The 26,471-nt window shown below is 52.6% G+C and carries 25 protein-coding genes and 1 pseudogene; 20 read left to right on the forward strand and 6 right to left on the reverse strand.

What is annotated here, in order from left to right; translation table 11 throughout:
* Nucleotides 1–78: 78 nt before the first annotated feature.
* The 13 genes and pseudogenes from BUC22_RS07730 to BUC22_RS07790 form a co-directional block, all read left to right on the forward strand.
* Nucleotides 79–1,524: pseudogene (locus tag BUC22_RS07730) on the forward strand (trimethylamine methyltransferase family protein); the annotation flags it as partial.
* A gap of 25 nt (nt 1,525–1,549) precedes the next feature.
* The gene (locus BUC22_RS07735; protein ID WP_013378897.1) at nt 1,550–2,554 is read left to right on the forward strand and encodes a choline transport or trimethylamine permease; all 1,005 of its coding nucleotides are present in this window, start codon (nt 1,550–1,552) and stop codon (nt 2,552–2,554) included.
* Nucleotides 2,555–2,580: 26 nt separating this feature from the next.
* Nucleotides 2,581–3,375 (forward strand): methyltetrahydrofolate cobalamin methyltransferase, encoded by a 795-nt coding sequence (locus BUC22_RS07740; protein ID WP_073382670.1) that lies wholly within the window; start codon nt 2,581–2,583, stop codon nt 3,373–3,375.
* 51 nt (nt 3,376–3,426) lie between these two features.
* On the forward strand, nt 3,427–4,065 hold the full coding sequence (locus BUC22_RS07745; RefSeq protein WP_013378899.1) for a cobalamin B12-binding domain-containing protein: 639 nt from the start codon (nt 3,427–3,429) through the stop codon (nt 4,063–4,065).
* A gap of 150 nt (nt 4,066–4,215) precedes the next feature.
* Nucleotides 4,216–5,178, forward strand: coding sequence for a DMT family transporter (locus BUC22_RS07750; protein ID WP_050814035.1), 963 nt, complete (start codon nt 4,216–4,218; stop codon nt 5,176–5,178).
* 95 nt (nt 5,179–5,273) lie between these two features.
* A complete protein-coding gene (locus tag BUC22_RS07755; protein WP_013378901.1) occupies nt 5,274–5,579 on the forward strand; it encodes a hypothetical protein in 306 nt (101 codons plus the stop codon).
* An 87-nt stretch (nt 5,580–5,666) separates the two neighbouring features.
* Entirely contained in the window at nt 5,667–6,653 is a 987-nt protein-coding gene (locus BUC22_RS07760) for a metal ABC transporter substrate-binding protein (RefSeq protein ID WP_013378903.1), read from the forward strand.
* A 1-nt stretch (nt 6,654) separates the two neighbouring features.
* Nucleotides 6,655–7,365, forward strand: coding sequence for a metal ABC transporter ATP-binding protein (locus tag BUC22_RS07765; protein ID WP_013378904.1), 711 nt, complete (start codon nt 6,655–6,657; stop codon nt 7,363–7,365).
* Nucleotides 7,358–8,185: a metal ABC transporter permease gene (locus BUC22_RS07770; RefSeq protein WP_013378905.1), complete on the forward strand. Its 828-nt coding sequence runs from the start codon at nt 7,358–7,360 to the stop codon at nt 8,183–8,185. The genes BUC22_RS07765 and BUC22_RS07770 overlap by 8 nt, the downstream gene beginning before the upstream one ends.
* A complete protein-coding gene (locus BUC22_RS07775) occupies nt 8,182–8,685 on the forward strand; it encodes a TIGR03943 family putative permease subunit (RefSeq protein ID WP_013378906.1) in 504 nt (167 codons plus the stop codon). The genes BUC22_RS07770 and BUC22_RS07775 overlap by 4 nt, the downstream gene beginning before the upstream one ends.
* A 259-nt stretch (nt 8,686–8,944) precedes the next feature.
* On the forward strand, nt 8,945–9,499 hold the full coding sequence (gene amaP / locus BUC22_RS07780) for an alkaline shock response membrane anchor protein AmaP (protein ID WP_013378907.1): 555 nt from the start codon (nt 8,945–8,947) through the stop codon (nt 9,497–9,499).
* 15 nt (nt 9,500–9,514) lie between these two features.
* Nucleotides 9,515–9,823 (forward strand): DUF2273 domain-containing protein, encoded by a 309-nt coding sequence (locus tag BUC22_RS22425; protein WP_013378908.1) that lies wholly within the window; start codon nt 9,515–9,517, stop codon nt 9,821–9,823.
* An 87-nt stretch (nt 9,824–9,910) separates the two neighbouring features.
* Entirely contained in the window at nt 9,911–10,426 is a 516-nt protein-coding gene (locus BUC22_RS07790) for an Asp23/Gls24 family envelope stress response protein (RefSeq protein WP_013378909.1), read from the forward strand.
* A 26-nt stretch (nt 10,427–10,452) separates the two neighbouring features.
* Here BUC22_RS07790 and BUC22_RS07795 read toward each other — a convergent pair whose 3' ends face one another.
* The 5 genes from BUC22_RS07795 to BUC22_RS07820 all read right to left on the reverse strand — a co-directional run bounded on the left by BUC22_RS07795 (nt 10,453) and on the right by BUC22_RS07820 (nt 18,202).
* Nucleotides 10,453–12,282 (reverse strand): putative bifunctional diguanylate cyclase/phosphodiesterase, encoded by a 1,830-nt coding sequence (locus tag BUC22_RS07795; RefSeq protein WP_013378910.1) that lies wholly within the window; start codon nt 12,280–12,282, stop codon nt 10,453–10,455.
* Between the two features lie 144 nt (nt 12,283–12,426).
* On the reverse strand, nt 12,427–15,345 hold the full coding sequence (locus BUC22_RS07800; RefSeq protein ID WP_073382672.1) for an EAL domain-containing protein: 2,919 nt from the start codon (nt 15,343–15,345) through the stop codon (nt 12,427–12,429).
* A 120-nt stretch (nt 15,346–15,465) separates the two neighbouring features.
* The gene (locus BUC22_RS07805; protein WP_013378913.1) at nt 15,466–16,368 is read right to left on the reverse strand and encodes a prephenate dehydratase; all 903 of its coding nucleotides are present in this window, start codon (nt 16,366–16,368) and stop codon (nt 15,466–15,468) included.
* Between the two features lie 13 nt (nt 16,369–16,381).
* A complete protein-coding gene (aroF, locus tag BUC22_RS07810) occupies nt 16,382–17,251 on the reverse strand; it encodes a 3-deoxy-7-phosphoheptulonate synthase (protein WP_013378914.1) in 870 nt (289 codons plus the stop codon).
* A gap of 315 nt (nt 17,252–17,566) precedes the next feature.
* Nucleotides 17,567–18,202: a lactate utilization protein gene (locus BUC22_RS07820; RefSeq protein WP_013378916.1), complete on the reverse strand. Its 636-nt coding sequence runs from the start codon at nt 18,200–18,202 to the stop codon at nt 17,567–17,569.
* Between the two features lie 236 nt (nt 18,203–18,438).
* On the opposite strand from BUC22_RS07820, the gene BUC22_RS07825 reads away from it, so the two are divergent.
* The 7 genes from BUC22_RS07825 to BUC22_RS07855 all read left to right on the forward strand — a co-directional run bounded on the left by BUC22_RS07825 (nt 18,439) and on the right by BUC22_RS07855 (nt 25,061).
* On the forward strand, nt 18,439–19,185 hold the full coding sequence (locus BUC22_RS07825; protein ID WP_013378917.1) for an HAD family hydrolase: 747 nt from the start codon (nt 18,439–18,441) through the stop codon (nt 19,183–19,185).
* Between the two features lie 542 nt (nt 19,186–19,727).
* Nucleotides 19,728–20,624 carry a dihydrodipicolinate synthase family protein gene (locus tag BUC22_RS07830; RefSeq protein WP_013378918.1) on the forward strand — a complete coding sequence of 299 codons (897 nt, stop codon included), beginning with the start codon at nt 19,728–19,730 and terminating at the stop codon, nt 20,622–20,624.
* A 33-nt stretch (nt 20,625–20,657) separates the two neighbouring features.
* Nucleotides 20,658–21,317: a deoxyribose-phosphate aldolase gene (deoC, locus tag BUC22_RS07835; RefSeq protein ID WP_013378919.1), complete on the forward strand. Its 660-nt coding sequence runs from the start codon at nt 20,658–20,660 to the stop codon at nt 21,315–21,317.
* A gap of 36 nt (nt 21,318–21,353) precedes the next feature.
* Nucleotides 21,354–22,157, forward strand: coding sequence for an SDR family NAD(P)-dependent oxidoreductase (locus BUC22_RS07840; protein WP_013378920.1), 804 nt, complete (start codon nt 21,354–21,356; stop codon nt 22,155–22,157).
* A 40-nt stretch (nt 22,158–22,197) separates the two neighbouring features.
* Nucleotides 22,198–23,742 carry an FGGY-family carbohydrate kinase gene (locus BUC22_RS07845; protein ID WP_013378921.1) on the forward strand — a complete coding sequence of 515 codons (1,545 nt, stop codon included), beginning with the start codon at nt 22,198–22,200 and terminating at the stop codon, nt 23,740–23,742.
* An 82-nt stretch (nt 23,743–23,824) separates the two neighbouring features.
* Entirely contained in the window at nt 23,825–24,763 is a 939-nt protein-coding gene (locus tag BUC22_RS07850; protein WP_013378922.1) for a damage-control phosphatase ARMT1 family protein, read from the forward strand.
* Entirely contained in the window at nt 24,720–25,061 is a 342-nt protein-coding gene (locus BUC22_RS07855; RefSeq protein ID WP_013378923.1) for a tautomerase family protein, read from the forward strand. The genes BUC22_RS07850 and BUC22_RS07855 overlap by 44 nt, the downstream gene beginning before the upstream one ends.
* Nucleotides 25,062–25,108: 47 nt before the next feature.
* On the opposite strand, the gene BUC22_RS07860 is transcribed toward BUC22_RS07855, so the two are convergent.
* Nucleotides 25,109–26,071 carry a sugar-binding transcriptional regulator gene (locus BUC22_RS07860; RefSeq protein WP_013378924.1) on the reverse strand — a complete coding sequence of 321 codons (963 nt, stop codon included), beginning with the start codon at nt 26,069–26,071 and terminating at the stop codon, nt 25,109–25,111.
* Nucleotides 26,072–26,471: the final 400 nt, after the last annotated feature.

The raw sequence follows: 26,471 nt of genomic DNA on the forward strand, positions 1-26,471 counted from the left end.
CCTGCGCGTTGTCAGCGGGGGGGAAAACAGGCTATGATAGAGCCATGAAACGAACGGGCCGTTCAGAAAAGCAAAAATTCAGGAGGAGTAATAAACATGATGAATTCAAAAATTGAAGTGCTGAGTCCAGAAGCAATGGACCGGGTACACGAAGCCAGTATGGAGATTCTGGCAAAAAAAGGGGTCATTTTTGAAAGCGAAAAGGCACGCGACCTTTTAAAAAAGGCCGGCTGCAAGGTAGAGGGCGAGATTGTTTTCTTTCCAAGGGCTCTGGTCGAGGCTTCTGTTAAACAGTGTCCCTCCACCTTTAAGCTTCAGGCCATGGACGATGCCAAAAGCGTCAATTGTGGCGCGCAGCTGTCGGTCCACCCGGCAGGGGGAGAGGTTTTCGTTTCAGATCTGAAACAGGGACGGCGGGCTCCTCTCTTGAAGGACTTTGCCAATATGCAGAAGGTTTACCATGCCTGTGAGAACATTCCCATTGCCGGCTACCAGCCCATGAGCCCGAGCGATGTTCCCCAGCGTTATAAAGGAATGTACATGACCTATGAATCCTTTAAACACTGTGACAAACCGCTTCTGGCGCCTATGGAACTGGACTCCATCGCCGAAAAGGAAGAAAACCTCCGGCTGTACGAGGTGGCCTTTGGGAAAGAGGGCTTTTGCCAAGATCACTATGTGACCTGGCATGCAGTCTGTCCAAATTCTCCGCTGTACTATTCCGAGTTTGCCTGCGAGGGCATCGAGGTTTACGCCGCCTGGAACCAGCCGGTTTCCATTGTATCTGCTCCTATGTCCGGCATCACCTCGCCGGTATTCCTGTATTCGACGGTGGCTCTCCAGAATGCTGAGCAATTGGCCGGTCTGGTATATGCCCAGCTGATCAAGCCCGGTGTTCCGGTTATCCTGTCCGCATCCCTGACCTACGGTAATCTCAAATACGCCTCATGGGAATGTGCAGCACCGGATACAGCCCTCATGCTCATCGCCGCTACACAGATGTACAAGGATTACTATCATCTGCCGGCAAGAGCCCAGACCGGTGTCACCAGTTCAAAGGCTATTGATTATCAGGCAGGGATGGAAACCATGCAGAGTTTTATCCTCACCGCACTGGCGGGCGTTACCTTAACCAGTCAGTCTGTGGGCACCCTGGAGAATCTGATGTGTACCTCTTTTGAAAAAACCGTTCTCGATGATGAACTCATCGGCCGTGTGCAGCATATATTAAAGGGAATGGAAACCACTGAGGAAACCCTGGCCCTTGATGAAATTTACGAAGCGGATTTCCGCGGCGATTTCATGACCAATGACAGTACGCTGGACTACTGCCATGATGATTGGCAGCCAACCGTCTCTGACTGGGAAAGTTATGAACAATGGGAAAAGAACGGAAGCCCAGACCTCATTGAGCAGGCCAGCAAACGCGTTCAGAAGATCTTAGATGAAGCGCCGGAGATGGTCGTTGACCCAGCGGTAGAGGCGGAAATGAAAAAATACATGAAGATGGTGGAAGCGCGCTAAGAGCAGCCCCCAAGAGAGGTGAATTATGTCAGCGAACAAGAAAAAGGGAATCCTGTTTGGGGTGGCCTCCGGTCTGTCCTGGGGATTTTATACCGTGCTCCTGTACAATGTTTTAAACCTGTACGCGGGCAGCACCGGGACCGTTGATAATTTCCAGGGCTGGATTCTCATCATTACCACCGCACTGGTCATCGGTCTCTGCGACAGTGTTTTTGGACTGATCTTTGAGTGCTGCTACCTGATAAAAATTGGTGAGTTCAAGGATTACCTGAAGATATTATTCAGCAAAAGCTCTTTCGGTATTATTCCAGCAGCTTTGTTTTCCGGGCTGCTGGGCGCGATCCCGTACTCCATTGCCAGCAGTTACTCCACATCGGTGGCAGGCACTATTTCTGCCGCATTCCCGGCCATCGGGGCCATTGTGGCCGCCATCTGGTTTAAGGAAAAACTGACAAAACTAAAATTTTTCGGCATTATCCTGTGTATCGTGGGCACCGGCGTTATGTATGGGCTTTCCGGCGCGGGTGTTCCGATCTTTGTATACGGCATCGCTTTTATATGTGCGGTCGGCTATGCCATGGAAGGCTGCTTTGGTTATAACATGATGCGCGGAGATGTGTCCTCGACGGTATCGACGACCCTGAGAAGAACCTTCCTCCTGCTGTTATACCTGATCTTAATCATCATTATATCAATCGCTACCAATAACTTTGGATATGTGCTCAGCCTGGTTCAATCCTTTGACATGAACATGGCGATCCCGGCCTTTGCAGGTTTGGGCGGCGTCAAAATTGCAGTGTGGATCATTCTGTTCATTGGTTCCTGCCTGGGCGGGGTATCCTACATCACCTGGTACTACAGTATGGAATACAGCGGCGTTGCCACCGCTCAGGTGCTCAATATCACCTATGGCATCTGGATCGTCATTATCCTGATGTTCCCGCCCTTTTTGGAAATGCCGGGACTCGGCACGATCCTGGGCGCGCTGGTGCTCTTTGGCGGTGCGGCTTTAGTCAGTAAGGAAAGTTAGATTTTAGAAAAGAGAAAGGAAAACGGATGATTATAATAGGAGAAAAAATTAACGGTTCCATTCCCGCAGTTGGAGAAGCCATCAAAAATCGTGATGGAGAAGAAATCAGGCACCGGGCCAGGATACAATCCGAGGCCAATGCCACCTTTATCGACTGCTGCGCCTCAGTGGCGGAAGAAAAAGAAGGTGAAACCCTGAAATGGATGATCGACCTGATTCAGGAGACAACCGACGTTCCTGTCTGTGTGGACAGCCCAAGCCCCCGGGCCTGTATTGAAGGCATGAAATACTGCAAAAAGCCGGGACTCATCAACTCTGTATCCATGGAAGGGGATAAAATCGACATGATTTTTCCCGTCATCGCCAACACTGAGTGGGAATGTGTGGCGCTGCTCTGTGACGACCGTGGCATCCCAGACACGACGCTGCGGCGCATGGAGGTCTTTCACAATATCATGGACAGAGCCGAGGCGTACAATATTGCCCCATCCAGGCTGCATATTGACCCGCTGGTGGTCACACTTTCCACCAGTGAGGACGCCTTGACCATGTTTGCACAGTGCTGCCGTCAGATCAAGGCGGAGTACCCGGAAATCCATATCACCAGCGGCCTCAGCAATATTTCTTTCGGGCTGCCGGGGAGAAAATACGTGAACCAGGCCTTTATGGTGCTGGCCATGGAGGCCGGCATGGACAGCGCCATTGTGGATCCGACCAACCGGGATATGATGGCCATGATCTACGCTGCCGACGCTCTGCTTGAAAATGATGAGTACTGCCTGGAATACATCGATGCCTTTAGAGAGGGCGTTATCGGATAAAATGGCCATAAGTATTCAGATAAATTGATTAATAAAAAGGGAGAATAAAAAATGAACGAAAATATTCAAAAAGTATCAGAAGCCATTGCAAAAGGAAAAAGAAAGCTGATCCAGGGAATTGTGCAGGAAGCCTTAGATGCCGGCTGTGATCCCATGGAAATTTTGAACACTGGGATGATCGGAGCCATGGACGCAATCGGCGAACGTTTTAAGACCGGTGAGGTCTATGTGCCCGAGATGCTCGTTGCCGCCAAAGCCATGAAACTCGGAGTAGAGGTCTTAAAGCCCCATCTGGCAAGCGGTGATGCCGCAAGCGGGGGAAAGGTCCTGATCTGCACTGTCCACGGCGATCTGCATGACATCGGCAAAAACCTTGTGTCCATGATGATCGAGAGCGCAGGCTTTGAAGTGACGGACCTTGGTGTGGATGTGCCAAAGGATAAAATTATCAAGACCCTTCAGGACAACCCGGACATTGAACTGGTGGCGCTGTCTGCCCTCCTGACCACCACTATGCCGTCGCTTGAAGAAACCGTGGCGGCCATCCGTGAAGAAGACAGCGTCAGCCATGTCAAAATTTTAATCGGCGGTGCGCCCATTACCGCTGACTTTGGCGAAGCCATCGGGGCAGACGCCTACGCTTCCGACGCCGCGTCTGCGGTGACCTCTGTTAAAGAGCTGATCGCTTAAACCATGTGTGTTCAATCATAATCCTTTCATAATCCAGAAAGCCCCGCGATTTTCCAATCTGCATCGCGGGTGCTTTCTTTTTATGTGCGTGAAATGTATAATAAAAGCAGAGGCCGAAAAGCCAATGATAAAAATCGAGGAGCGATTATTTTGGAAAACAACGAGTCAATCAAGAAAACGATCTTTTTTAAAAAGAAATCAAACACCATCCTCACAGCCATCCTCTGCACCTTTCTGTGGGGAAGCGCTTTTCCGGTGCTCAAGATCGGGTACCAGTGGTTCCAGATTCCGTCGGGGGATATCTGGTCCAAGATGGTGTTTGCCGGGCTGCGCTTTTTTCTTGCGGGCTTTGTGGTGCTGGCGCTCAACCGGCTTTTTAACCGGGGGGACAGGGTGCGATGGCATCCTGAATACGGCCGGTGGATCGTGGCACTGGCACTTTTGGGCACCACGGTGCAGTATTTCTTTTTTTATATCGGGGTGGGCAATACCACCGGAGTTAAAGGAAGCATCGCCGCGACAGCTGGTACTTTTCTGGTCGTGCTGCTGGCGCCATTGTTTTTTAAGCGTGATCGCCTGAACCGCAACAAGGTGCTCGGCATGGTACTGGGCTTTACCGGGATTCTGCTGACTGCTGTCAACGGCGGTACCGAGGGTCTTAATTTTGATTTCACCCTGACAGGAGAGGGATTCCTTCTCATCGCCGGACTGGGAGACGCCGGGGGTGTTCTGGTGGCCAAATACCTGTCGGACAAGATTAATCCTTTCCACTTTTCCTTTTATCAGATGGTTCTGGGCGCGCTGGTGCTCCTGGCGCTGGGCGTGGGGTTTGGTATGGCCGGCGGCGGCCTGCACCTGATCTTTACCCTTAAGGGTGTGCTGCTGCTAATTTACGCTGCCATTATTTCCGGCGTGGCCTTTTCTTTGTGGAACGTGCTGCTCCGCTATAATGAGGCCAGCGCTATCACGGCCTTTAAATTCCTGATTCCGGTATTCGGCAGTCTGCTGTCCATTCTGCTGTTACCCGGAGAATCTTTTACCGGTTTCATTCTGCTGGGGCTGCTGGCCGCGTCGCTGGGCATTTATCTGGTTAACCGGAAAGTGGGCAGATAGATGAATAAAATTTGACAAGACTTACAAAATCCGATATACTTGAATTCAATTCACAGAATTTTCTATACTGGAATACCGGACAAGGAGGGAACAGGATGACGATAAGGTCTGAAAAGAAACGTGCTTTGACACTTTTACTAGCGGCTTTTTTTGTCGTGTTCTTTTTCCTCAGCACCGCCTTCATGACAGAGGAGGCCCACCATGACTGTGTGGGCGACGGATGCCCGATCTGTATGCAGATGTCTGCGCTCCAGAACTTTTTCAAGCAGCTGGATACCGGCTCGGCCCTGGTGGCCGCTCTGCTGGTGCTGCGGCTTATTTTCCGCTGTATGACCTTTAAATGGGACAGCTTCTTTTTAGTCACTTCGCCGGTTCGGCTAAAGGTACGGATGAACAACTGAAAAAACCTCAAGGGAGTAGCTCTGCTTATAAAAGCAGCGTATCCTTGTTTCTTTATACTCAAAATCAGAGAAAATGGAGGTTTTTTTATGATAAAACAACGCTTGGCATGGTTTTTAACCATTATTTTATTAGTAGGCATGTTGATGCTGGGAGCTGCGGGCTGCCAGAAAACCAGTGAAAAAACAGACGGAAACGACGTTATCAAGGTGGTTGCCACAAATTTTCCGCCCTATGATTTCGCAAGACAGGTGGGCGGCGACAAGGTCGAGGTCACGATGCTGGTGCCCCCGGGAGCTGAGAGCCATTCCTATGAGCCCACCCCACAGGACATTATCAAGATTCAGAACTGTGATGTGTTTATCTATGGCGGAGGGGACTCCGACGCTTGGATCGACAGTATCCTGGATTCCATCGATGCGCCCAGCATGAAGAAGATCGCCATGATGGACTGTGTGCAGCCTGTGGTGGAGGAAACTGTGGCCGGTATGGAGGACGAACATGGTCACGACCAGGACAGCAGCGAAGCCGAGCCGGCTGAAGCGCCGGAATATGATGAGCACGTTTGGCTCGACCCGCAGAACGCGGTGAAAATTGTCGAAAAAATTGACAGCACTCTGGACGAAATCGACCCGGACAACAAACAGACCTTTGACCAGAACACCAAGATATATACTGGCAAGCTCAACACCCTTGACGGGCGTTTTAAGGATATGGCAGCCGGAGCGGTCCGTAAAACCATTGTGGTGGGCGACCGGTTCCCCTTCCGATATCTAACAGACGCTTACGGTCTCAGCTACTACGCCGCCTTCCCGGGCTGCTCCACCGAAACGGAGCCCAGTGCGGCCACGGTGGCCTTCCTGATCGACGAGGTAAAAAAGGAGAGCATTCCTGTGGTGTTCCACACCGAGCTCTCAAATGAACGGATGGCCGATTCCATTGCAGAGAGCACCGGTGCGGTAAAGCGGCAGCTGAACGCCTGCCATAACGTGACACAGCAGGACTTTGACAGCGGCAAGACCTATCTGGACTACATGAACGAAAACGTGGACGTTCTGCGGGAGGCATTGTACTAAAATGGCACTGTTTACCTGTAAGGATGTTGCCTTTGCCTACGACGGTGTGACTGCTGTGGAGGGGCTGAATTTTGAGATCAATGCTGGGGATTACCTCGGGATTGTGGGAGAGAATGGTGCGGGAAAAAGCACCCTGATCGCCGGACTGCTGGGGCTGAAAAGCCCCGGCTCCGGCCAGATTATCATGGGGGAAGGTCTCAGGAAAAACGAAATTGGCTACCTGCCGCAAAAAAGCCCCATTCAGCGCGATTTTCCCGCCAGTGTGTACGAGGTGGTGCTCTCTGGGCGGCTGAACCGCCAAGGGTTTCGGCCGTTTTATCGGAAAGCCGATAAAAAGGCCGTAGAGATTAACCTGAAGCGGCTGGGCATTGAGGAGCTGAGAAAGCGCTGTTTCCGGGAGCTGTCCGGAGGCCAGCAGCAACGGGTTCTGCTGGCCCGGGCCCTCTGCGCCACCAACAAGATTCTGTTACTGGATGAACCGGCCGCGGGCCTTGACCCGGTGGCCACGCGGCGGCTTTATGAGCTGGTAAAGGCGGTGAACAAAAAACTGGGGATCTCGGTGGTTATGGTGTCCCACGACATCGAAAGTGTGGTGCGCTACAACAGTCATGTGCTGCATCTGGGCGGCCGCCAGCTGTTCTACGGCACGGTGGAGGATTACCGGCAAAGCCCGGTAGGGCGCCATTTTCTGGGAGGTGGGGAACATGCTTGACCTGATCCGTGAAATGTTATCCTATCCCTTTCTGGTGCGCTCGATGGTGGTGGGGATACTGGTATCCCTCTGCGCGGCGCTGCTGGGTGTCAGTCTGGTGCTCAAGCGGTATTCCATGATCGGCGACGGCTTATCCCACGTGGGTTTCGCGGCCCTGGCCATTGCCATGGCCTTTAATTTGGCGCCCTTGTCAGTGGCCATCCCGGTGGTGGTCGTCTCCGCTTTTTTCCTGCTCCGCATCAGCGAAAACAGCAAGATCAAGGGTGACGCGGCCATCGCGCTTTTGTCTACCAGCGCCCTGGCAGTCGGGGTGGTGGTCATCTCTCTGACCACGGGCATGAACACCGATGTGTGCAACTACCTCTTTGGCAGTATCTTAGCCATGAGTGTGAGTGATGTACGGCTCAGCATTATCCTGTCCGTTGTGGTGCTGGTACTCTTTGTCGTTTTTTACAACAAGATCTTCGCCATCACCTTTGACGAGAACTTCGCCAGGGCTACAGGCGTAAAGACTGAGCTGTACAATATGCTGGTCGCAATCCTCACTGCGGTGACCATTGTGCTGGGCATGCGTATGATGGGAACCCTGCTGATCACCAGTCTGATCATCTTCCCGGCCCTTTACTCCATGCGGCTCTGCAAAACCTTCCGGTCGGTCCTGATCTGCGCGTCGGTGATGTCGCTCGTGTGCTTTCTCATCGGCATGGGATTTTCCTATGTCCGGGCCACTCCCACGGGCGCCAGCATCGTCATCGTGCACATTGTGGTGTTTGGTTTCTTCTGTCTCATTGATTTTGTGAAAGGAAAGGTAATCCGATGAAAAGAAAAATATTAACGGTGCTGCTGCTGGCCGCGGTCCTGCTGTTTTCCGGCTGCTCGGCGCAGGATGGGGGCAGCGGCGCCAGCCCGCCAGCCTCTGCGCAGTCCTCAGGCATCTCGGCCAAAGGCGCGCAGGAAATCCCTGTGGATGTGGACATCACAGAGAAGATGTTTGTGGCCCAGATCAATGATATTTATCTGAACCATCAGAACTATCTGGGCAAGACCATCCGTCTGGAGGGAATGTTCAAGAGTACAGCTAACCTGTCGACCGGGGACAGCTACCGATTTGTGTACCGCAACGGCCCGGGCTGCTGCGGTACGGACACCATGCCAGGCTTTGAGGTGAAGGGAGATGGCAACTACCCCGAGGACAATGCCTGGGTGCGGGCCACCGGTGTGCTGGAGGAATATGAGGAGGACGGCAGGCCCTACTTCCAACTAAGGCTCAAGGAACTGGTAGTGTTGGACAAGCGTGGTCAGGAAACGGTATCGCAATAAATAGGTTAAAAAAATAACTATAAGGAGAAAAGGGCACAGTGCCTGTTTATGAGAGCAGGCACTGTGCCCTTTTTCGCTATCGGGAAACAAAACAATGAGGTGATATTTTCTCGACTGATTGTTTAAGGAAAAATTAATATTAGTGAAATAAATGGTTAAGAACCAAATTTGAAGGGTACAATTATGTACAACAAACAGTAAACAATAGAACATTTATTGAAAGAGAATGGTAATTGATTACTTAGAAAGGAGAAAAACAATGAATAAACTTGAACGTATCCTGTTATTTATTGTATCGCTGTTAGGATTGGCAACTGCCTTCGTAATGTTTGCATTACTGTTTCCGGTACCCTATGTATCCGACACACTGGCAGCTTACCTGGTCTTTGAAAATTGGCTGGGATATTATTTAATTGGATTCAGCGTTGTACTCATGATTGCATTCCTGGTGTTATTCTTCATTTCAATACTGGCGCCGGCTTCTTCACACTACCTGACCATCAACAAGGCCAAAGGAAAGATCAAAATTTCCAAAGAAGCCATTGAGTCTACCGCGCGTTACGCGGTGTCTGACCTTATCGGCAACAATGCCATTGACGTTAAGGCCAAACTGAACAAGCGCTCCCATGAGCCAAAGATTCAGGCCGATGTCTATGTGGATGACGCGGACGACATCACCGGGCTTGCAAATAATATTCAACAGAACATTTATCAGACTGTTGGCAGCACCATTAACCAGCCGGTAAAATCCGTTAAGGTAAAGGTGCATGAAATGGATGCCCGAAGCAAGGGAGCCCACAGACAGGTGCTCTAAGAAGGAGGGACACACATGAATAATCAAACGCAGAATCAAATGCAGGGAAGCATGAACGTCCGCCAGCAGGCATCGCCCCAGGCTGTGGAAAAACAGCCAAAGGAAAGCCGGTTCAGCCGGTTTTATACCTGGGCAAAGCCTTATTCGGGCAGGATTATCTGGATTCTCGCGGGAATCATCACCGCCGTTCTGTTTTTGACCATCGGGTTTTGGCGTACCATCCTGATTGTCATTTTAGCACTGATCGGGTATGCCATCGGTGTATATAAAGATAACCCCATGCGGTTTATGCGCTGGCTGAACATTCTCAAACGGTTCAGCTGATAAAGATGCCAATAATCGTCCTGAATTGAGGGCGGTTGATATAGATTAAAATAAAAAATTATAAATGAATGAAAGGTGGTTTTAATTATGGCAGCAGAAGCAACAATGCACACAATGAACAATAATCAGCAAAAGGGAGGTAACGCTCAGCAGCAGAACATGCAGCAGAAAACCTCATTGACCTATGACGATAAAGTCGTTAAGAAGATCGCAGGCCTGGTCGCGCAGGAAGTCCCTGGTATTTTGGCCATGAGCGGCGGCTTGATCAGTAATATCACTGAAAAGATTACCGACAACGAAAATATCACAAAGGGAATCGGCGCAGAAGTCGGCAAAAAACAGGTAGCCCTGGATTTGGACGTCATCTGTGAATACAACCGTAATATCCCTCAGATTTTCAAGGATACGATTGATAAAGTCACCAAAACCGTTAAGGATATGACAGGCTTGGACGTCATCGAAATTAACATGCATGTGGACGATGTTATGACTAAAAAAGAATATGAAGAGCAGCAGAATAATAACAATAACAACTCCCGTGTTGACAATGATAACAACAACGGCGGCTTCATGGGAATGGGCGGCAACAGCCGCGTTCAGTAACCCCTTAGATAAAAAACACCCGGATCTTAAGAATCCGGGTGTTTTTGTGTTGGCAGCAGACTGTATTTTTCCTGAAACGCTGAAAGAGGAATGGGCTTTGAAAAGTAATAGCCCTGTCCCACCGTGCAGTGGATGGTTTTTAAGAATTCGGCGTGCTCCAGGGTTTCGACGCCCTCACAGACCACCACCATATTCAGGGAGTGGGCCATTTCCACAACAGATTTGATGATGGCGTAGGCCTTCTCGACACGGATGCTCTCCTGTAAAAAGATGCGATCGATTTTTAAGACGTCAATGGGCAGCTCACGCAGCAGGTTCAGGGAGGAATACCCTGAGCCAAAGTCGTCCATGGAAATACTGAATCCATAGCTCCGCAGCTGGGAAAGAATCTGTTCCACGGTGTTGGCGTCAAAGATAAAGACATTTTCTGTGATCTCAATCTCGAGGTATTTCGGCGGGACTCCATAGCGCTCGGCCATCTGAACAAAGCGTTTGATAAAATCATTCTGAAAGAGCGTAACCCTCGAGACATTGACTGACAGCACCACAGTGCGCTCAGGCGAGATCTTAAGCGACTGCTTCAGTATCTGGCAGGTGGCCTCCAGCACGTAGAAGTCCAGGTCCACGATAAAACCGTTTTTCTCAAACAGGGGGATAAACTCATCCGGCGGCAGAAAGCCAAAGGGCTCTGAGTTCCAGCGGACCAGGATCTCGGCCCCCGTGACCTCAGACCGCTCAAGGTTGACCTTGGGCTGGAGATAAATCTGGAATTCCTTTTCCGAAAGCCCCTGGTGCATCCAGCGGGTCATCTTATTTTCATTGGTGATCTTATCCAGTAGATGCTGATCGTAATAGGCAATAGTGCGTTGGCTGCTGCGCCCCTCTTTTAGAGCAACGCTGGCTTTGCTGATACAGGAAGCAATGGACGCGTCCGGGTCGGGAATGGTGTAAACGCCGTAGCTGCACGTTAAAATGTCTGAGAGGTTCAGCTCCCGCTCGCTTTCGATGGATGCCAGGACCGCAGTCTGGAGATCCTCAATGACGTGTTCGCGCTTTTTAAGCAAAATGGCGAAGTGGTCGGCGTGCAGGTGGGCGCAGATTTCATTGCTGTTGCAAAACCGCTTCAGCGTTGCCGAGAAGGACAGCAGAAGCTTATCACCGGCGTTGTAGCCATAGGAATCGTTGACAAACTTAAAATTGTTCAGGTCAAGGTATATCATCAGATAGGCGCCAGGTGCCGCGGATCTCAGCTTTTCAGCTGCACTGATCTCAAAGGCAGCCTGGTTGGGAAGGGCGGTCAGGTGGTCGGTGTAGAATACCCGCTCCAGCTCCTGCTGGCTCCGGCGTTCCAGGGTATACATGATCAGCGAGACAGCGAGAATCATGACAACACTGAGGATAATGCTGTTCCGCAGCTCGTTTTCCGCCCGGTACTGGGCTGCGTAAACCATCCTGTTGGCCAGCTCAAAGTGCTCCTCACTCAGACTGAGAAAGTATTCACGCAACTCTATGGCAGAGGATAACCTCAGAGCTGGAATTTCCGCTTTGATCTCATCCCATTTGGTTTTGACCGCCTCCAGATTATCGTGGTAGGCGGCTGAGTCGTGGGAAGTATAAAGATGCTTGTTTTCACTGGCTTCAAGCTTGCGGATCAGTCCGTCCAGATAGGTGATCAGCTCGTCGTTGGGCTCGCCGCTCAGCTCCAGCTTGGCACAGCGCTGGGTACCGCCGCGGACAATACCGGCGTCGTTGATGATGTTGGCGTAGCCCTGCATCTGGATGAGTGAAAACAACAAAAATCCCATGACAAAGATGCAGATTAAGATAAAAATATAGGTATTCCTTTGTTTGCGCATAAGCTACAGCATTTTCGGAACCGTGACGAAAAACGCATCCACCCCTTTGCCAGTGTTGATTATGAACATAATACGATTCTAAGATATATTAAGATAATTATACCTCATGCTGTTATCCATTTCAAGAATTAAGGTTTGATTGTTTTATAGGTTTATGCTTTCAAAAGGCGGTTTGAGGAGCATCTCCTCGAATTCTTCCAGCGGAACGGGCTTTGAGTAGTAGAATCCCTGGGCGTAGATGCAGTCGAGGCGGATCAGGATATTGGCCTGCTGCCTTGTTTCCACGCCTTCGCACAAAATGCGCATGCCGAGGTCGTGGGCCAGGTTTACAATGTTGGCGATCACGGTCTGTTCCCGTGAGTCGAGCATACCGCGTTGCACAAAGCTCCGGTCCAGCTTGAGGACCCGGGCGGCCATCTGCTCCAGCTGTCCCAGCGAGGAATACCCAGAGCCGAAGTCGTCGATGGCGGTCATGAATCCCTTTTCCCTCAGAGAGGCGATCTGGGAGGCAACCCGTTTGGGGTGCGTCACGATAATGCTCTCTGTGATTTCCAGCTCCAGGAGCCTATGGGGGATGGCGTAAAGGTCTGCCAGGGCAGTAATCCGGTCGGTGAAGTTGCTGTGGTCAAAATGGATGCTGGAGAAATTGCAGGATACCGGGTATACTGGCAGGCCGCGGTCCATCCAGCTTCGGAGGGTGTAACAGACAGCCTCGTAAATATACCAGTCGATTTCCTCAATGCTGCCATTTTCCTCAAAGACAGGGATAAAGGCGCCGGGAGCCAGGAGGCCGCGGTCAGGGTGGTTCCACCGCACCAGCGCCTCACTGCCGATGATCTCGCCAGTGATCATGTTAACCTTTGGCTGAAAATAGGGCACGAATTCGTGCGCGCTGAGGGCGGCGGACAGCCGGTCGGTGAGCTCTTTACGCAGCAGTGTGTTCTGCCGCATCTGGCGGTCATACAGCACAATGGCGCTCTTGGAGGTATTTTTCGCGCTCCGGCGCGCGTAATTTGCCAGGTCAAGCATGAGCTGGACGTCCTGTTTTTCGGCCTTGTCTACAAGGTAGACGCCAAAGGCGGTGAGCACCGGCGCCGGAAAGCCCGTGCGTTGTATCCAGCTGTCAGTGGCCTTTTGAATGTCTGTCATCCGGGTGCACAGGGTTTCCCAGTCCCTGTATTTTAACAGCAGGACAAAATTGTCGGAGGAGACGCGGGCGCAGTACTCGCCCTCCTGCACACTTTCCTGAATAATCTGAGCATAGGCCCGCAGCAGCTGGTCGCCCGCGGTAAAGCCATAGCGGTCGTTGATGGTTTTAAACTGGTTAATGTCGCTGTAAATGAGGGCGTAGCCGCCTTCTGGGGCCGATTTCAGCAGGCTTCCGCACTCGGCGAGAAACTTGTCCAGATTATCGAGCCCGGTGAGGGTATCCCGGTAAAGGAGGTTCTGTATCTGTTGGTTGCTTTTAGACTTACTGCGCAGATTATAGACCAGCAGCAGGATGATCAGCCCTAAAAAAGCCACGGTGATGGCGATCACGGTCACGGCATTCTCGGTGAGAAACTCGCGGACCGTCATGGCCTTTGGCTGGATACTGTTTTCCATGACAATGGCGTCGATATTTTCCTCAGAGGTGTACTGGATACATTTGTCGAGGATGGAGAAAAGCCGGGGGTCGGCAGAGTTTGAGACTCCGATGGACAGCTCGATGGTATAATTGCTCAGGGGAGTGCTGCTCAGCACTGTGTAGGACGCGTCGGACAGCAGGTAATCGGCAACCTGGGAGTTGGCGAACACGGCATTCACCTTGTTTTCCGTCAGGGCATCCAGACAGGCCTCGGTATTGCTGTAATAGTAGACGTCCGCGTCGGGGTAATCGCTGATAATGGCTTCTGCTGCGCCGTAATCCTGTGGCATGGCGATTCTGGCCAGGGGTGCCGATGTGTTTTTACGGATAAGAACAGTGGGGGAGCGCAGGTAGTAGCGGGTGGTGCTCAGATTATTGCGGGATTCCCAGAGGTAATCGCCCGCAACACTGCAGATGACGTCTGCCCGGCCATTTTTGACCTTCTCAAGTCCGAGGGAGTAGACCTCCGGGCTGAACTGGAAGCGCAGTCCGCTGTTCTCTGCGATTTGGCTGAAGAGGTCTGCCGCGATACCGGCAAACCCGCCGTTGTCCGGGCTGGTGTAGGAGAAGGGCGGAGCCATATAATCGTACACGGCGGATACGGTTTTTTTACTCGCGATGTATTCCAGCTCAGATTTGGTAAAGACAGGCTTTTGGGCGTTGGTGACGGAAAAATACTTGTTGTAAAGATTCATGGTGTAGTTGGGGTCACGCAGAAGGATGGTGCTCATGGCGCTGTTGACCGCTTCCGCTACGTCGGGGCGGCTTTTGGAAATAGCGATGTAAAGCGGCGCCGGCGCGAACTGGGCGACGCTGCGGAAGGTGCTGTTGCGGCCCAGATGGGTGATGGCCACGCCGTCCAGAGTGCCGTCATCCAGAGCGTTTAGAAGATCCTGGGTTTCGGAGTAGGGAAGCACTGTGAGCGCGATGTTGTTCTCGGCGCAGTAGCTTTTGAAGTTTTCCCCATCAACGCTGTCCTTGATGATCCCGACCTTCATGCCCTGAAAGGCAGAGAAATCCTCGTAGCTGTAGCGGGTATCATCGACCCGGACGTTGAGAGTGGTGTAAATATTGCACATGGGCTGCTCGGAAAATAAACACTCCTGCTCCCGCTCGGCGTTTTTATAGACGGCGGGAAGAATGTCGATCTGCCCTTCCGTTAAAAGCTGGTAGGTGTTATCCCAGCTGGTGCAGTCGACAACATCATAGCGTAGATCGCTGAATTTTGAGATTTCCTGTAAAAATTCAAAGTCATAGCCGATACATTCGCCCGCGGCGTTCAGGTACATGTAGTCGCCGTCCTCATAGTAGCCGACCCGGACGGTTGAGGTGTCCTCTTTGGCATAGGCCGGAATACATAAAAACAAACCGCACAGGCATATTACAGCCAGTGCGGAGATGAACAGATACCGATACTCCACCGCGCTTTTTTTCATCTGCTTGACCTCGTTGGATTCAGTGCCGCCACATCGGGATTCTGTCCGGTAAATGCGGCGGCTGTACTCCTTTAATTTTAGTACATCTTTGAAAAATAGTCCATAAAAATATCAAAAAAACTAATTATCTTTATAGATTCCGAGGAAATGGAAGCCCTCTGTTTTGGAAATCACTTCCTCCATGACGGTGTCGAGGGGAGTCCCGTCAATGTTGCCGATAAAGTCAATGAAGAACAGGTATTCCCAGTTGTGGTCGCGGATGGGACGCGATTCGATTTTGCACAGGTTCAGGGCATTGGCGTCAAAGACCGAAAGCGCCTGAAACAGGGAGCCCGCCACATGGGGCAGGTGAAAGGCGATGCTGATTTTATTGCAGTCGGGGCAGAGCTCCATGCGGCTCGCCACGATCACAAACCGGGTGACATTGGTCTCGGACAGGTTGATGTCCTCTGCCAGAATACTGAGGCCGTGGATGGCGGCGGCCCGGCGGCTGGCGATGGCGGCAAAAGCCGGGTTGGCGCTCTTTGCCACATGCTCGGCGGCCACGGCGGTGTTGTAGTAGGTCAGGCACTTCCAGTCCGGGTAGGCGGCGAGGAACTCACCGGACTGCTCAAAGCCCTGGGCGTGGGAGTATACCTCGCGGATGTCCGAAAGGCGGCTTCCGGGCACCCCCAGAAGACAGTGCTCAATCTTGACCTTGGTTTCCCCGACAATATAGCAGTTGTACTTGGCTAAAAGGTCGTAAACTGCGGCGATGGAGCCAGTGGTGCTGTTCTCGATGGGCAGGACGCCGTAGTCCGCCCCCTGGCTTGTGATGCTTTTAAAAACATCCTCGGATAAACGGTGGGATACGCGGCAGCAGTCCTCGCCGAAAAAACCAATGGCGGCCTGCTCGGTGTAGGACCCCAGCGTGCCAAAGTAGGCCACGGTGGGGTTTTCGACCGGCGTGCGGGTGTTTGCCATGGCGGACTGGTAGTCCCGGAGGCTTTTCTGCTGTTCGGGTGTGAGTGATATGGGCGTCATAGTGGTTTTCCGATTAAGCCCCGAGCTTTTTGCCCATGAGCTCAGACATCGGCCGGATTTTGTCCCTCATCAGAGTGTCGAACTGGTCTGGCGTTAAGGACTGGGGGCCATCGCAAAGGGCGTTGGCTGGATCGTTGTGGACTTCGATGATGAGGCCGTCAACGCCGGCGGCCAGGGCAGCCAGTGACATGGGCTCAACTAGCTCAGCCTTGCCGCAGCCGTGGCTGGGGTCAACGATCACAGGCAGGTGGGTCAGTTTTTTCAGGACAGGGACGGCTGAGATGTCCAGAGTGTTGCGGGTGGCGGTCTCAAAGGTACGGATACCGCGTTCGCACAGAATGATGTTGTCATTGCCGCCGGCCATGATGTATTCCGCGCTCATCAGGAGCTCCTCGATGGTGTTGGCCAGCCCGCGCTTTAAGAGGATCGGTTTTTTGCTGCGGCCCAGAGCCTTGAGTAAATCGAAGTTCTGCATATTGCGGGCGCCCACCTGGAGGATATCCACATCCGCGAAAAGGTCCAGCAGCGCGATGTTCATGATTTCGGACACGATGGGCAGCCCGGTTTCACGCTTGGCTTCCAGCATCAGCTCGATGCCGTCTGCGGCCATTCCCTGGAATGCGTAGGGGGAGGTTCTGGGCTTGAAGGCCCCGCCGCGCAGGACAGTGGCGCCGGCAGCCTTTACGCGGTTCGCCACCTCGGTGATCTGTTCCTTGCTCTCGACTGAGCAGGGGCCGGAGAAAACGTGGAAGTTGCCTTCGCCGAAGTGAATATCACCAATATTGATGATGGTGTCCTCAGCCTTGTATTTACGGTTGGCCTTTTTGTAGGGTTCCTTGATTTTCATTAATTCTTCCATTTCGGGATCGTTGAAGGGTGTCATTTGTTTTTCCTCGTTTCTTTTATTTTTGTTTGGTGGTTAAAAATCGAAAAAGGGTCTGCCTCTGTTACCAGAGACAGACCCTTGATTGATCATATCATTGTACAATCCGATCAGGCTGTTCGCTCGTGGCAACTAAATTTTGGACACCAAAAGAAGCTAAAGCTAAAAAAGCTAAAGCTGCTAAAAAAGGTATTCATTTTTTTAACATTGTTTAAAGATGTTAAAATTGCCATGAGATTACTCCTGTTTACAAATTGATTGGGTTAATTGTACGCTACCTGCAAAACATTGTCAAGTTTATTTTTTTGTGCAATTCTAATAACCGCACGCCTCGCCGATTAAAATAATCTTGATGCGCCCCGGGATCGGGTTGTTCCGGGTGATGACGATATTGCTGCAGATGCAGTCCGCGCTGTGGCAGTCGCCGCAGACGCCAGTGCTCAGGCAGGGCGTCTGCCGGTTCAGGCGCACGCAGTTGATGGGGGCGGCCTCGTTGCGGGCGCGGTCAATGGCGCTTTCAAGGCTTCCGGCGACCTTGTTCATGCCTGCCAGCACAATGACCTGGTCCGGCCCATAGGCCAGGAGGGCGATCCGGTTGCCGAAGCCGTCGATGTTGACGAGCTCGCCGTCACGGCTGATGGCGTTGGCGCTCATGAGAAAGGTATGGGCCATCATGCCTTTTGCAATGGCCTCGCGCTTTTCGTCCGGGGTGGTGGCAATACTGCGATCGATGTAGTTGTAAACCCCCTGCTTGACTGCGTCCACCAGGCCGATTTCCTCGATGGTCATGCAGCCGCCGTGGGTCACCGATGCCCCGTCGGGGATGAGGGTGAGTGCCAAAACCAGCGCTTCTTTTTTGGTCGCACAGTAGTGGGCTTCAAAATGGCGCTTTTCCATTTTGGCGATCAGCGTTTTGGCCAGTGCCGCGTAGTGATCGGTACGAAATGACATAATGATACCTCCAGTTGTTAAAAAAGTATATTTACATATATTATACCCTGTATTTTATGCAAAGACCAGTAAAAATTAGGATATATTTGTGCGGTAAAGACTCGTGGGCATAAGGCGGTGCTGAGTGAGGCAACACCTTTTCTAAAATCCAAGGATACTTGGCCAAATTTGTGGTATAATGAATAGACCGAAAGACCGACATCTGCATCGGGACAAAAAAATGGAGGCGAATCACCATGACAACTGCGAAAGAACTGTTCAAACCCCGCTACAGCGGAATTATCTTTGATTTAGACGGTACCCTGATCAACTCTCTCGAGGACCTTGTCGATGCCTGCAACCAGGTAATGCTGCACTACGGGCTGGAGCTGAAAAGCTACCAGGAGGGCAAAAAGCTCATTGGCCGGGGATTGAGAAACCTGATCAAACGCGCCGTGACCCCGGAAATGGCAAAGGACGAGGCCCTGGTGGACGAAGCAGTGGCCCTGATGAAGGACGAGTACGCCAAACGCTACACCCACAAAACGGTAGCCTACGACGGCATCAAGGATTTACTGCGCTACCTGCATGTGCACAAGATCCCCTTCGCCGTGTGTACCAACAAGCCCGACGGCGCGGCCAAGACCATTGTGGACGCTCTGTTTGACATCAGTGAATTTGTGGATGTGGTAGGGCAGAACGACAACAAGCCCAGAAAACCAGACCCCACACAGACCCTGGAGGTCGCGGCTAAGATGGGTGTGGCTCCCGGTGACTGCATCTATATGGGGGACAGCTCTGTGGACTACGAGACCGCCAAAAACGCCGGAATGCTCCCGGTCCTCTGTACCTGGGGCTTCACCGACCCCGAAAAGCTCATGCAGTACGACGATGCCATCTGGATTAAGAATCCCCTGCGCGCCATCGACGCCCTGAAATACGGTGACCAGATGTATGAGATTTTTAATGAGAAGAAGCAGGACGAGCTGAAGGAAGAAGAATAGGACCAAGGACAGGAACCCGCTGCGGCGGGTTCTTTTTTAATGCCCGGAGAAAAGCGCTAAACCTTAAACGCGCAGGAAAGGAAGTGTGCCGCAGGCAGAAATATGCTATAATACAGTGACATAAAAAATGATTTGTGAGAAAAATGAAATTTTGTTCATATTTATTTTCAAATAGAGGCTTTAAAAACAAATTGAAAAGATAAGACGATGAAAGCAAAGAGATTCTCAGGTTAGAAATGAACATATTCTCAAATGTACTTAATATATAATATTTTTTCAAAATAATTCTGTATTGCTATATATAGATATAAAAATATCATTATACAACTATATATTGATAAAAAATACAAAAAATATAATTTTAAACAATTGAAATGAGGTTAAATGAAAGGGTGAATGCGTTTTCTGCTATTGCTTTTTGAAATGGAACGCTATATAATGGGGTTGAACAAATGATTATAAAGCTTTGAATTCAAAATTATGTTCAATTCATGTTCAATTTTCCGAGTGCTCAGAAAAATTTCAGTAAGGAGTAAAAGCATATGGCAGATAACGTGTCTTTTAAAGGTGTAATGACCGAACTGATCACGCCATTTACAGAAGACGGACAGGTGGATTACCCTCTGTTAAGGGGTGAGGTAGCGTATCAGCTTCAAAATGGCATAAAAGCGCTGTTTACCAATGGGATCGCCAGTGAATCCCTGTCACTCACGGCAGAGGAGCTGGTTGAGACCACTAAGACGGTCGTGGAGGCAGCCGGGGACCGGGCGCTGGTAATGGGGAACATTGCCTGCCAGACCCTTCCGGAGGCCATGCAGGTTTTAAGGGGCTATGAGGCTGCCGGTGTGGACGCGGTCTGCATCCAGCAGCCCTGTGTTTACAGCATTCCCCAGGAGGAGCTGGTGGCCTATTTTGACGCCATCGCTTCTGCCACGGCCCTTCCGGCAGGCATCTACAACGCTCCGCAGACAGGGAATACGCTGTCGCCGGCGTCGGTGGCGGCCATCTTCAAGCATAATGGCAATATGCAGTTCTACAAGGAGAGCACCATTGACTTTGTGCACATTCAGAACACCATGCGCCTCATCGGGCCGGACCGCCCCATGACGTTTTTAAACGGCAGTGACGCGACCACCTTTTCGGTCATGCAGCTCGGCGGGGCCGGCGTGGTATCCCTGATATCCGCGGTCTTTCCAAAGGCGGTTCTGAAGCTGGTAAACGCCATGGAGGAAGGAGATATTGCAGGTGGACGAGCGGCGCAGAATGAAATTCTGCTCATTCGGGAAGCCCTGAAGACCGGGCCCTTTGTGGCAGGCTACAAATACGCCGCCGGGTTGATGGGTGTGCCTCTGGGGTATATGCGCAGGCCGCTGGCAGAGCTGAGTGAGGACGAAAAAGAAAAGATAAAGACAAGCCTGGAAAAGCTTCGGCTGGTCTGAGTGACGGATTAGAATAACGAAACGAGGTTTAGTATGGATAAAAAACAATTAGCTGGTATGATGGACCACACCCTGCTCAAGGCTGTGGCCACACCGGAGCAGATCGCGCAAATTTGTGAGGAAGCCAGGGAAATCGGCGCGGCGTCGGTATGCGTCAATCCCTGCAATGTAAGACAGGCGGCAGAGCTTCTGAAGGGCTCAGAGGTTAAGGTATGCACCGTTATCGGGTTTCCGCTGGGGGCCAACACCCCGGCCGTCAAAGCCTTTGAGACAGAGGACGCCATCGCGGGCGGCGCCCAGGAGGTGGACATGGTCATCAATGTCGGCGCGCTGAAGGCAGGCGACCAGGATACCGTGTACAGAGACATCAAGGCTGTTGTGGACGCCGCGGACGGCACCCTGGTCAAGGTGATCATTGAGACCTGTTACCTGACCGACGCCGAAAAAACCACTGCCTGCCAGATGGCCGCGAAGGCGGGAGCCGACTTTGTCAAGACCTCCACAGGCTTTGGCACCGGCGGCGCCAACCCGCACGACGTAGCGCTGATGAAGGCCAGCATTCCAGACACCATGCAGGTAAAAGCATCTGGGGGGATGCATGTATGGGCAGACGCCAAGGCCAATATCGAAGCCGGCGCTGACCGTCTGGGCGTGTCGGCCAGCCTGGCGATACTCGACAGCTTTGATGAATAGCATGATTTAAGGGGATCATTTGAGAGGAGATATATGATGAATCATCAAAAGAATACAACGTCCGAAAAACCTGTTATCGCCGTCACCGGCGGCGGTCAGGGGATAGGACGGGCCATTTTGCTCTACTTTACCGAACGCGGCTACAATGCCGCTGTGCTGGATATGAACCTGGAGACAGCCGCTGCTGTGGCTGAGGAATGTAAGGCCAGGGGCGCTGACGCCATCGCGGTCGAGTGCAATGTCACAGACTCCGCGAGTGTCAACGCTGCCTATGATCAGATCGGAGGTTATTTTGGCGGGCGTCTGGACGTCCAGGTCAACAACGCCGGTGTCTTCCGCAGAGAGCGCGTTGAGGACGCAACCGACGACGTGACCGACCTGCTCATCGACGTGAACCTGCGGGGGCCGGTTTACACCAGCCGGGCAGCCATTAAAATCATGAAGGAGCAGGGGCACGGCAGTATCATCAACGCCCACTCCATCCTGGGGCAGTTCCCGGATTTCGGGCTTGGAGTCTACAGCGCCACCAAGGCCGGGCTCTTTGCACTGACCCGCGTGCTGGCCGCGGAGTGCGCGCCCTACGGCATCCGCGTGAACGGCTACGCGCCGTCTGTCACCGACACCCCGATGGTGCACCACATCATTGAGGAGCGTCCTGAGGCCAAGCTGGACCAGATCCCCATGCGCGAATTCGGCACGCCGGACCAGATCGCCAAGATCTGCTGGTTCTTCGCGTCGGATCTCTGTGAGTACACCACCGGGATCAATGTGCCTTGTGACGGCGGCACCTGGGATGTTCAGAGGCCTTTCATGGCCTGGAAGGCCGCCGGAAAGCTTTAAGCGGATTGTGATTTAACAGGAGAGATAGGAGAGTAATACGATGAAAACTGGTTATATCATTGGAATTGATTCGGGGACATCTATGGTAAAGGCCGCTTTGTTTGATATGCAGGGGAATGAAATCTGCGTCGCCTCACGGTCGACCCCGGTGGAGGAGCCACATTTTGGCTGGTCGGAATTCGACATGGACGTGGACTGGAAGGAGGTCGCAGGCGTTATCAGCGACCTCATGGGGAAATGCGGCGTGGACAAGAAGGAAGTGCTGGCCATCGGGCTTGGCGGAAAGGGTGTGGGGGTCTGCTTCCTGGATAAGGACAACCGCCCAGCCCGCAAAGGAATTCTCTGGAACGATGCGCGGTGCGCCGGCATGACCAGGGAATGGATCGAGAGCGGAAAGATGGAGCAGATTTTTGGCGCGACCGCCAACTGGCTGATGACCGGCGATGTGGGTATCCTGCTGCCCTGGATGAAGGAGCATGAGCCTGAGGTGCTGGAACGCACAGCCCACTTCTGCCTGAACACCAACTGGATGTGCTATAATCTGACCGGTGAATTTGGCTCCAACGCCACCGATTTTTATTCACAGATCGACGAAACCCGCACCTACAGCGACAAGGTCATGGAGATTGAGGGAATCCTCGACCTGAAGGACAAATTCCTGCCTTTGCAGGAGCCCTGGGAAATCTGCGGGCACGTTACGGAGCAGGCCGCGCGGCAGACCGGGCTGGCGGCCGGGACACCTGTGGCCTCCATCGGCTGGGATGTTGTCTGCTGCAGTGCCGGCGTCGGCGCGGTGGACGACGGACAGGCCAATATTATCCTGGGAACCTCTGGCGTCATCATGCTGACCATGCCTAAGTTCGCCCACTCACCCATGCTGGGCTGCCAGACCATCCACAATATACCGGGCAAATGGCAGCAGCTCATCGCGCCGCTGACCGGCACGCCGAACAGCGACTGGTTTGTGAACAACTTTACCTGCGCGGATAAGCTGCAGGCCGAAAAGGAGGGACGCAGTGTTTACGCCCTCTTTGACGAAGTGATCGACAAGGTGAACCCGGGCTGTGACGGCACCATCTACCATCCTTATATGAACGCGGCGGGAGAACGCGCGCCCTTTACCAACACCAACGCCCGGGGCAACTTCTTCGGCCTGAACCTCCACAGCGACCGCCATGTCATGCAGCGTGCTGTGTACGAGGGCATGGCCTTCGCCAACAAGCACTGCCTGGACGCCTACACCTACCCGGTAAGCGATATCCGCCTGTCCGGCGGCGGCTCTAAGAGCCCGGTGTGGTGCCAGATCTTCGCGGACATCTGCAACGCGCCCATCAGCCTGCCCGGCGGTACCGAGTTCGGCGCTAAGGGCGTGGCCTGGAACGCGGCCCTGGCGGCTGGCTATTTCGGCAGCTGGCAGGAAGCCTCCGAGGCCTTCTGCAAGGTGGAACGCGTCTACGAGCCCATTGCGAAGAATGTGAGTATCTACGCCGACCTGTACGAGGTCTACAAGGCCATCCCCTACGCGCTGTTCCCTGCCTGGGAAGCGCGGACCGAGTTCCTCAAAAAACACGGCTTCCAGGGATAGCCCTGCGCCCGTAACCCTCTATTACTTATAAACAAAAACCGGCTTTTTCCAAAGCCGGTTTTTTACTCAGAAAGGAGCACCCATGCATTTTTTATGTCTGGCACGCTGCCAGCTTGGTTTTCTGCTGCGCCAGTTCGAGCTGTTTAAGCTGCCCGTGGAAAAACAGAACGAAATTTTGAGAAAGGAGATCGACCTGGTGAGTCGGCAGAGCATCCACATCCATGCCGGGGTTTCCGGTTCCCAGATGTTCCGCCTGTTCTGTGATGCTCTGGGCGACCCTGATCCTCTGAGGGCGGTGCGGAAAAAGCAGAATGGGCAGATGCTGCGCCTGCTTCCCGAAATCCGGCGGGCAGTGGAGCAGAAGGACGACCCGCTGCTGTATGCCCTCAGGGCCGCGGCCAGCGGCAACATTATTGATGTGTCCTTTGCCGACGAGTTTGACGTGGCCGGAGCCCTTGAAAAGAGCATGGAGGAGCCCTTTGCCATCGACGACTACGCGCCGTTCAGAGAACGCCTGCTGGCCGCGGGCACGCTGACGCTGGTCACCGACAACGCCGGAGAGATCGTGCTGGACCGCCTGCTGCTCGAGGTGCTCGGCCAATGGCGCCGGGCGCGCGGGCTGGCGCCGCTGGCGGTAAGCGTGATGGTCAAGGGCGGCCCCATCTATAACGATGCTCTGGAGGAGGACGCGCGGATGGCAGGGCTTGACAGGGAGGGGGAGATCCTGGACACCGGAACCGACTGCATTGGCCTGCACCCCCGGTATATGTCCCGGGAAGCCTTGGAAAACCTCCGGAAAGCGGATATGATCATCCTCAAGGGATTGGCCAATTACGAGAGCGATTTTGGCGGTGAGGATTTTCCTGAAAAGGTGTTTTACCTGTTCCGCTCCAAGTGCGAGGTTCTGTCCGACGCGCTGGGAATCGCCCTCGGCAGCAGTGTGCTGATGGCGCACAGCAGAGAGGAGGAGAAAGAGAATGCCTTACATACAGATCAGTCTTTCAAAGAAATTAACCGATGAGGAAAAGCGGACCCTGGCCGCCGGGGTTGCGGCCCTGGTGCCCATGCTGCCCGGTAAGCCCGGAGACCGGGCCATTGTGCAGATCGACGACGGCCGCAGCCTTTACCGCGGCGGCGAGCCGGCAGCCTGCGCTTTCATGGAGACACGCCTTTACGGCAAAACGCCTGAGCCGTACCTGAGGGCCTACACCGAAAAGCTTTTTGAGCTTTTTGAGGAACAGCTGGGTTATGCCGGAAACCAGATCTATCTCAATATTCTGGAGTTGGACCACTGGGGCTCAAAGGGGAGCTTGCGGTGAGTGTGCATTAAAAAAGAACTGTCCCGAACGGGCAGTTCTTTTTCTGTTTACAGCACGCCCTCCCGCTTCGCCAGGTCAATGACCCGCTCGGCGGTCAGGGAGTCGGTGACCAGGACGTCGATCCAGCCGGCCTTGAGGGCGTAGTAAACCGCACGGGCTTTCTGGCGGCCGACAATGCATGCCAGCACACACTCGGCGTTTTTAATGGCGTCCAGTGAGACGCCGACCGTGCGCTTATCGAGCTCAGGATCGCAGATATTGCCGTTTTTGTCAAAGAAACGGCTGCAGATACTGCCAACGGCCCCCACGTCTTTCAGGCGGGCAATATTCTCATCGTTCAGGTATCCGGCCTGGTAGAGGCAGGAATCCTCATCCGGGGTCGCGATGTTGACAAAGAGCTTATTGCAGGCCTCCACCCGTTCCAGCAGGCTGCGGACCTTGGCGTCGTGCAGGAGGATATCGAGGATGATCGGGCTTTCCACCAGCGCCGGGCAGGGCAGGCAGAAGGCGCTCTCCGCGCCGAGCTTCTGGGACAGGTTGCTGATGATCTCATGGGCAAAGCTGCGGCAGTTGGCGTTGTCAACCGCGCCGGAGAGCTGGACCAGGGAGCAGTCCGGCAGGGCAAAGTCCGGGAATTCCTTGGAGAGCTCAAAGAGCGTCCAGCCCCAGTTCACACCGATATGGTCGCCGGGGTTCAGGAAAGCCTTAAGAAACTGCGCGCCCAGGCGGGCAGTCAGCTGGATGGCCAGCTCCACGTCGTCCTCCGGCACCGAGGCCACACGGGCGCCCTTGAGGTGGAAGGCAGTCAGGAGCTGCTGCTCCATCTCGCTGATGTCGTCGATGGCGTCATCGATGAAAATCTTGACGATGCCGCGTTCCCGCGCTTCCGCCAGCTTTCGCGACACCTTGGGACGGGAAATGCTGAACTGGGTGGCGATTTCGGACTGGGTCCGTCCCTCTTCATAATATAGTTTGGCAATTGCCTGTAGTAAACGCTGGTCTGTGTTCATTGTCCTTATCTCCAATGCATTTTTTCAAAGTGATCGTCTGTTTAATCCTTAGACGATGAACAAAAATGTCCTTTAACCTCTATTATAGATTAAAAGGCTTGTTTTTACAAGCAAAAGAGGAGCGAAAATGAAATTTTGTTCAAAAAATCAGAAAATAGTTATATGGTTTGCGTGATAAAACAGTGATACTTTTTAACAAATAAGGTGAAAATTAAGCATAAAAATATTTGCGTTAAAAAACCGGTTGGAGTCCCAAAAGATTTCTATATCCGGTTATTCTGTAAAACCATTACACAACATATAGAAGCGGATGTAAACGAGAAACATTTTGAAAATAAAAAGTGCATTTACATATTGACAATGATAATTAAGACTGCTATAATTATACTTTACTTTTTGG

The sequence above is a fragment of the Eubacterium callanderi genome (assembly GCF_900142645.1).
GTDB lineage: Bacteria > Bacillota > Clostridia > Eubacteriales > Eubacteriaceae > Eubacterium > Eubacterium callanderi.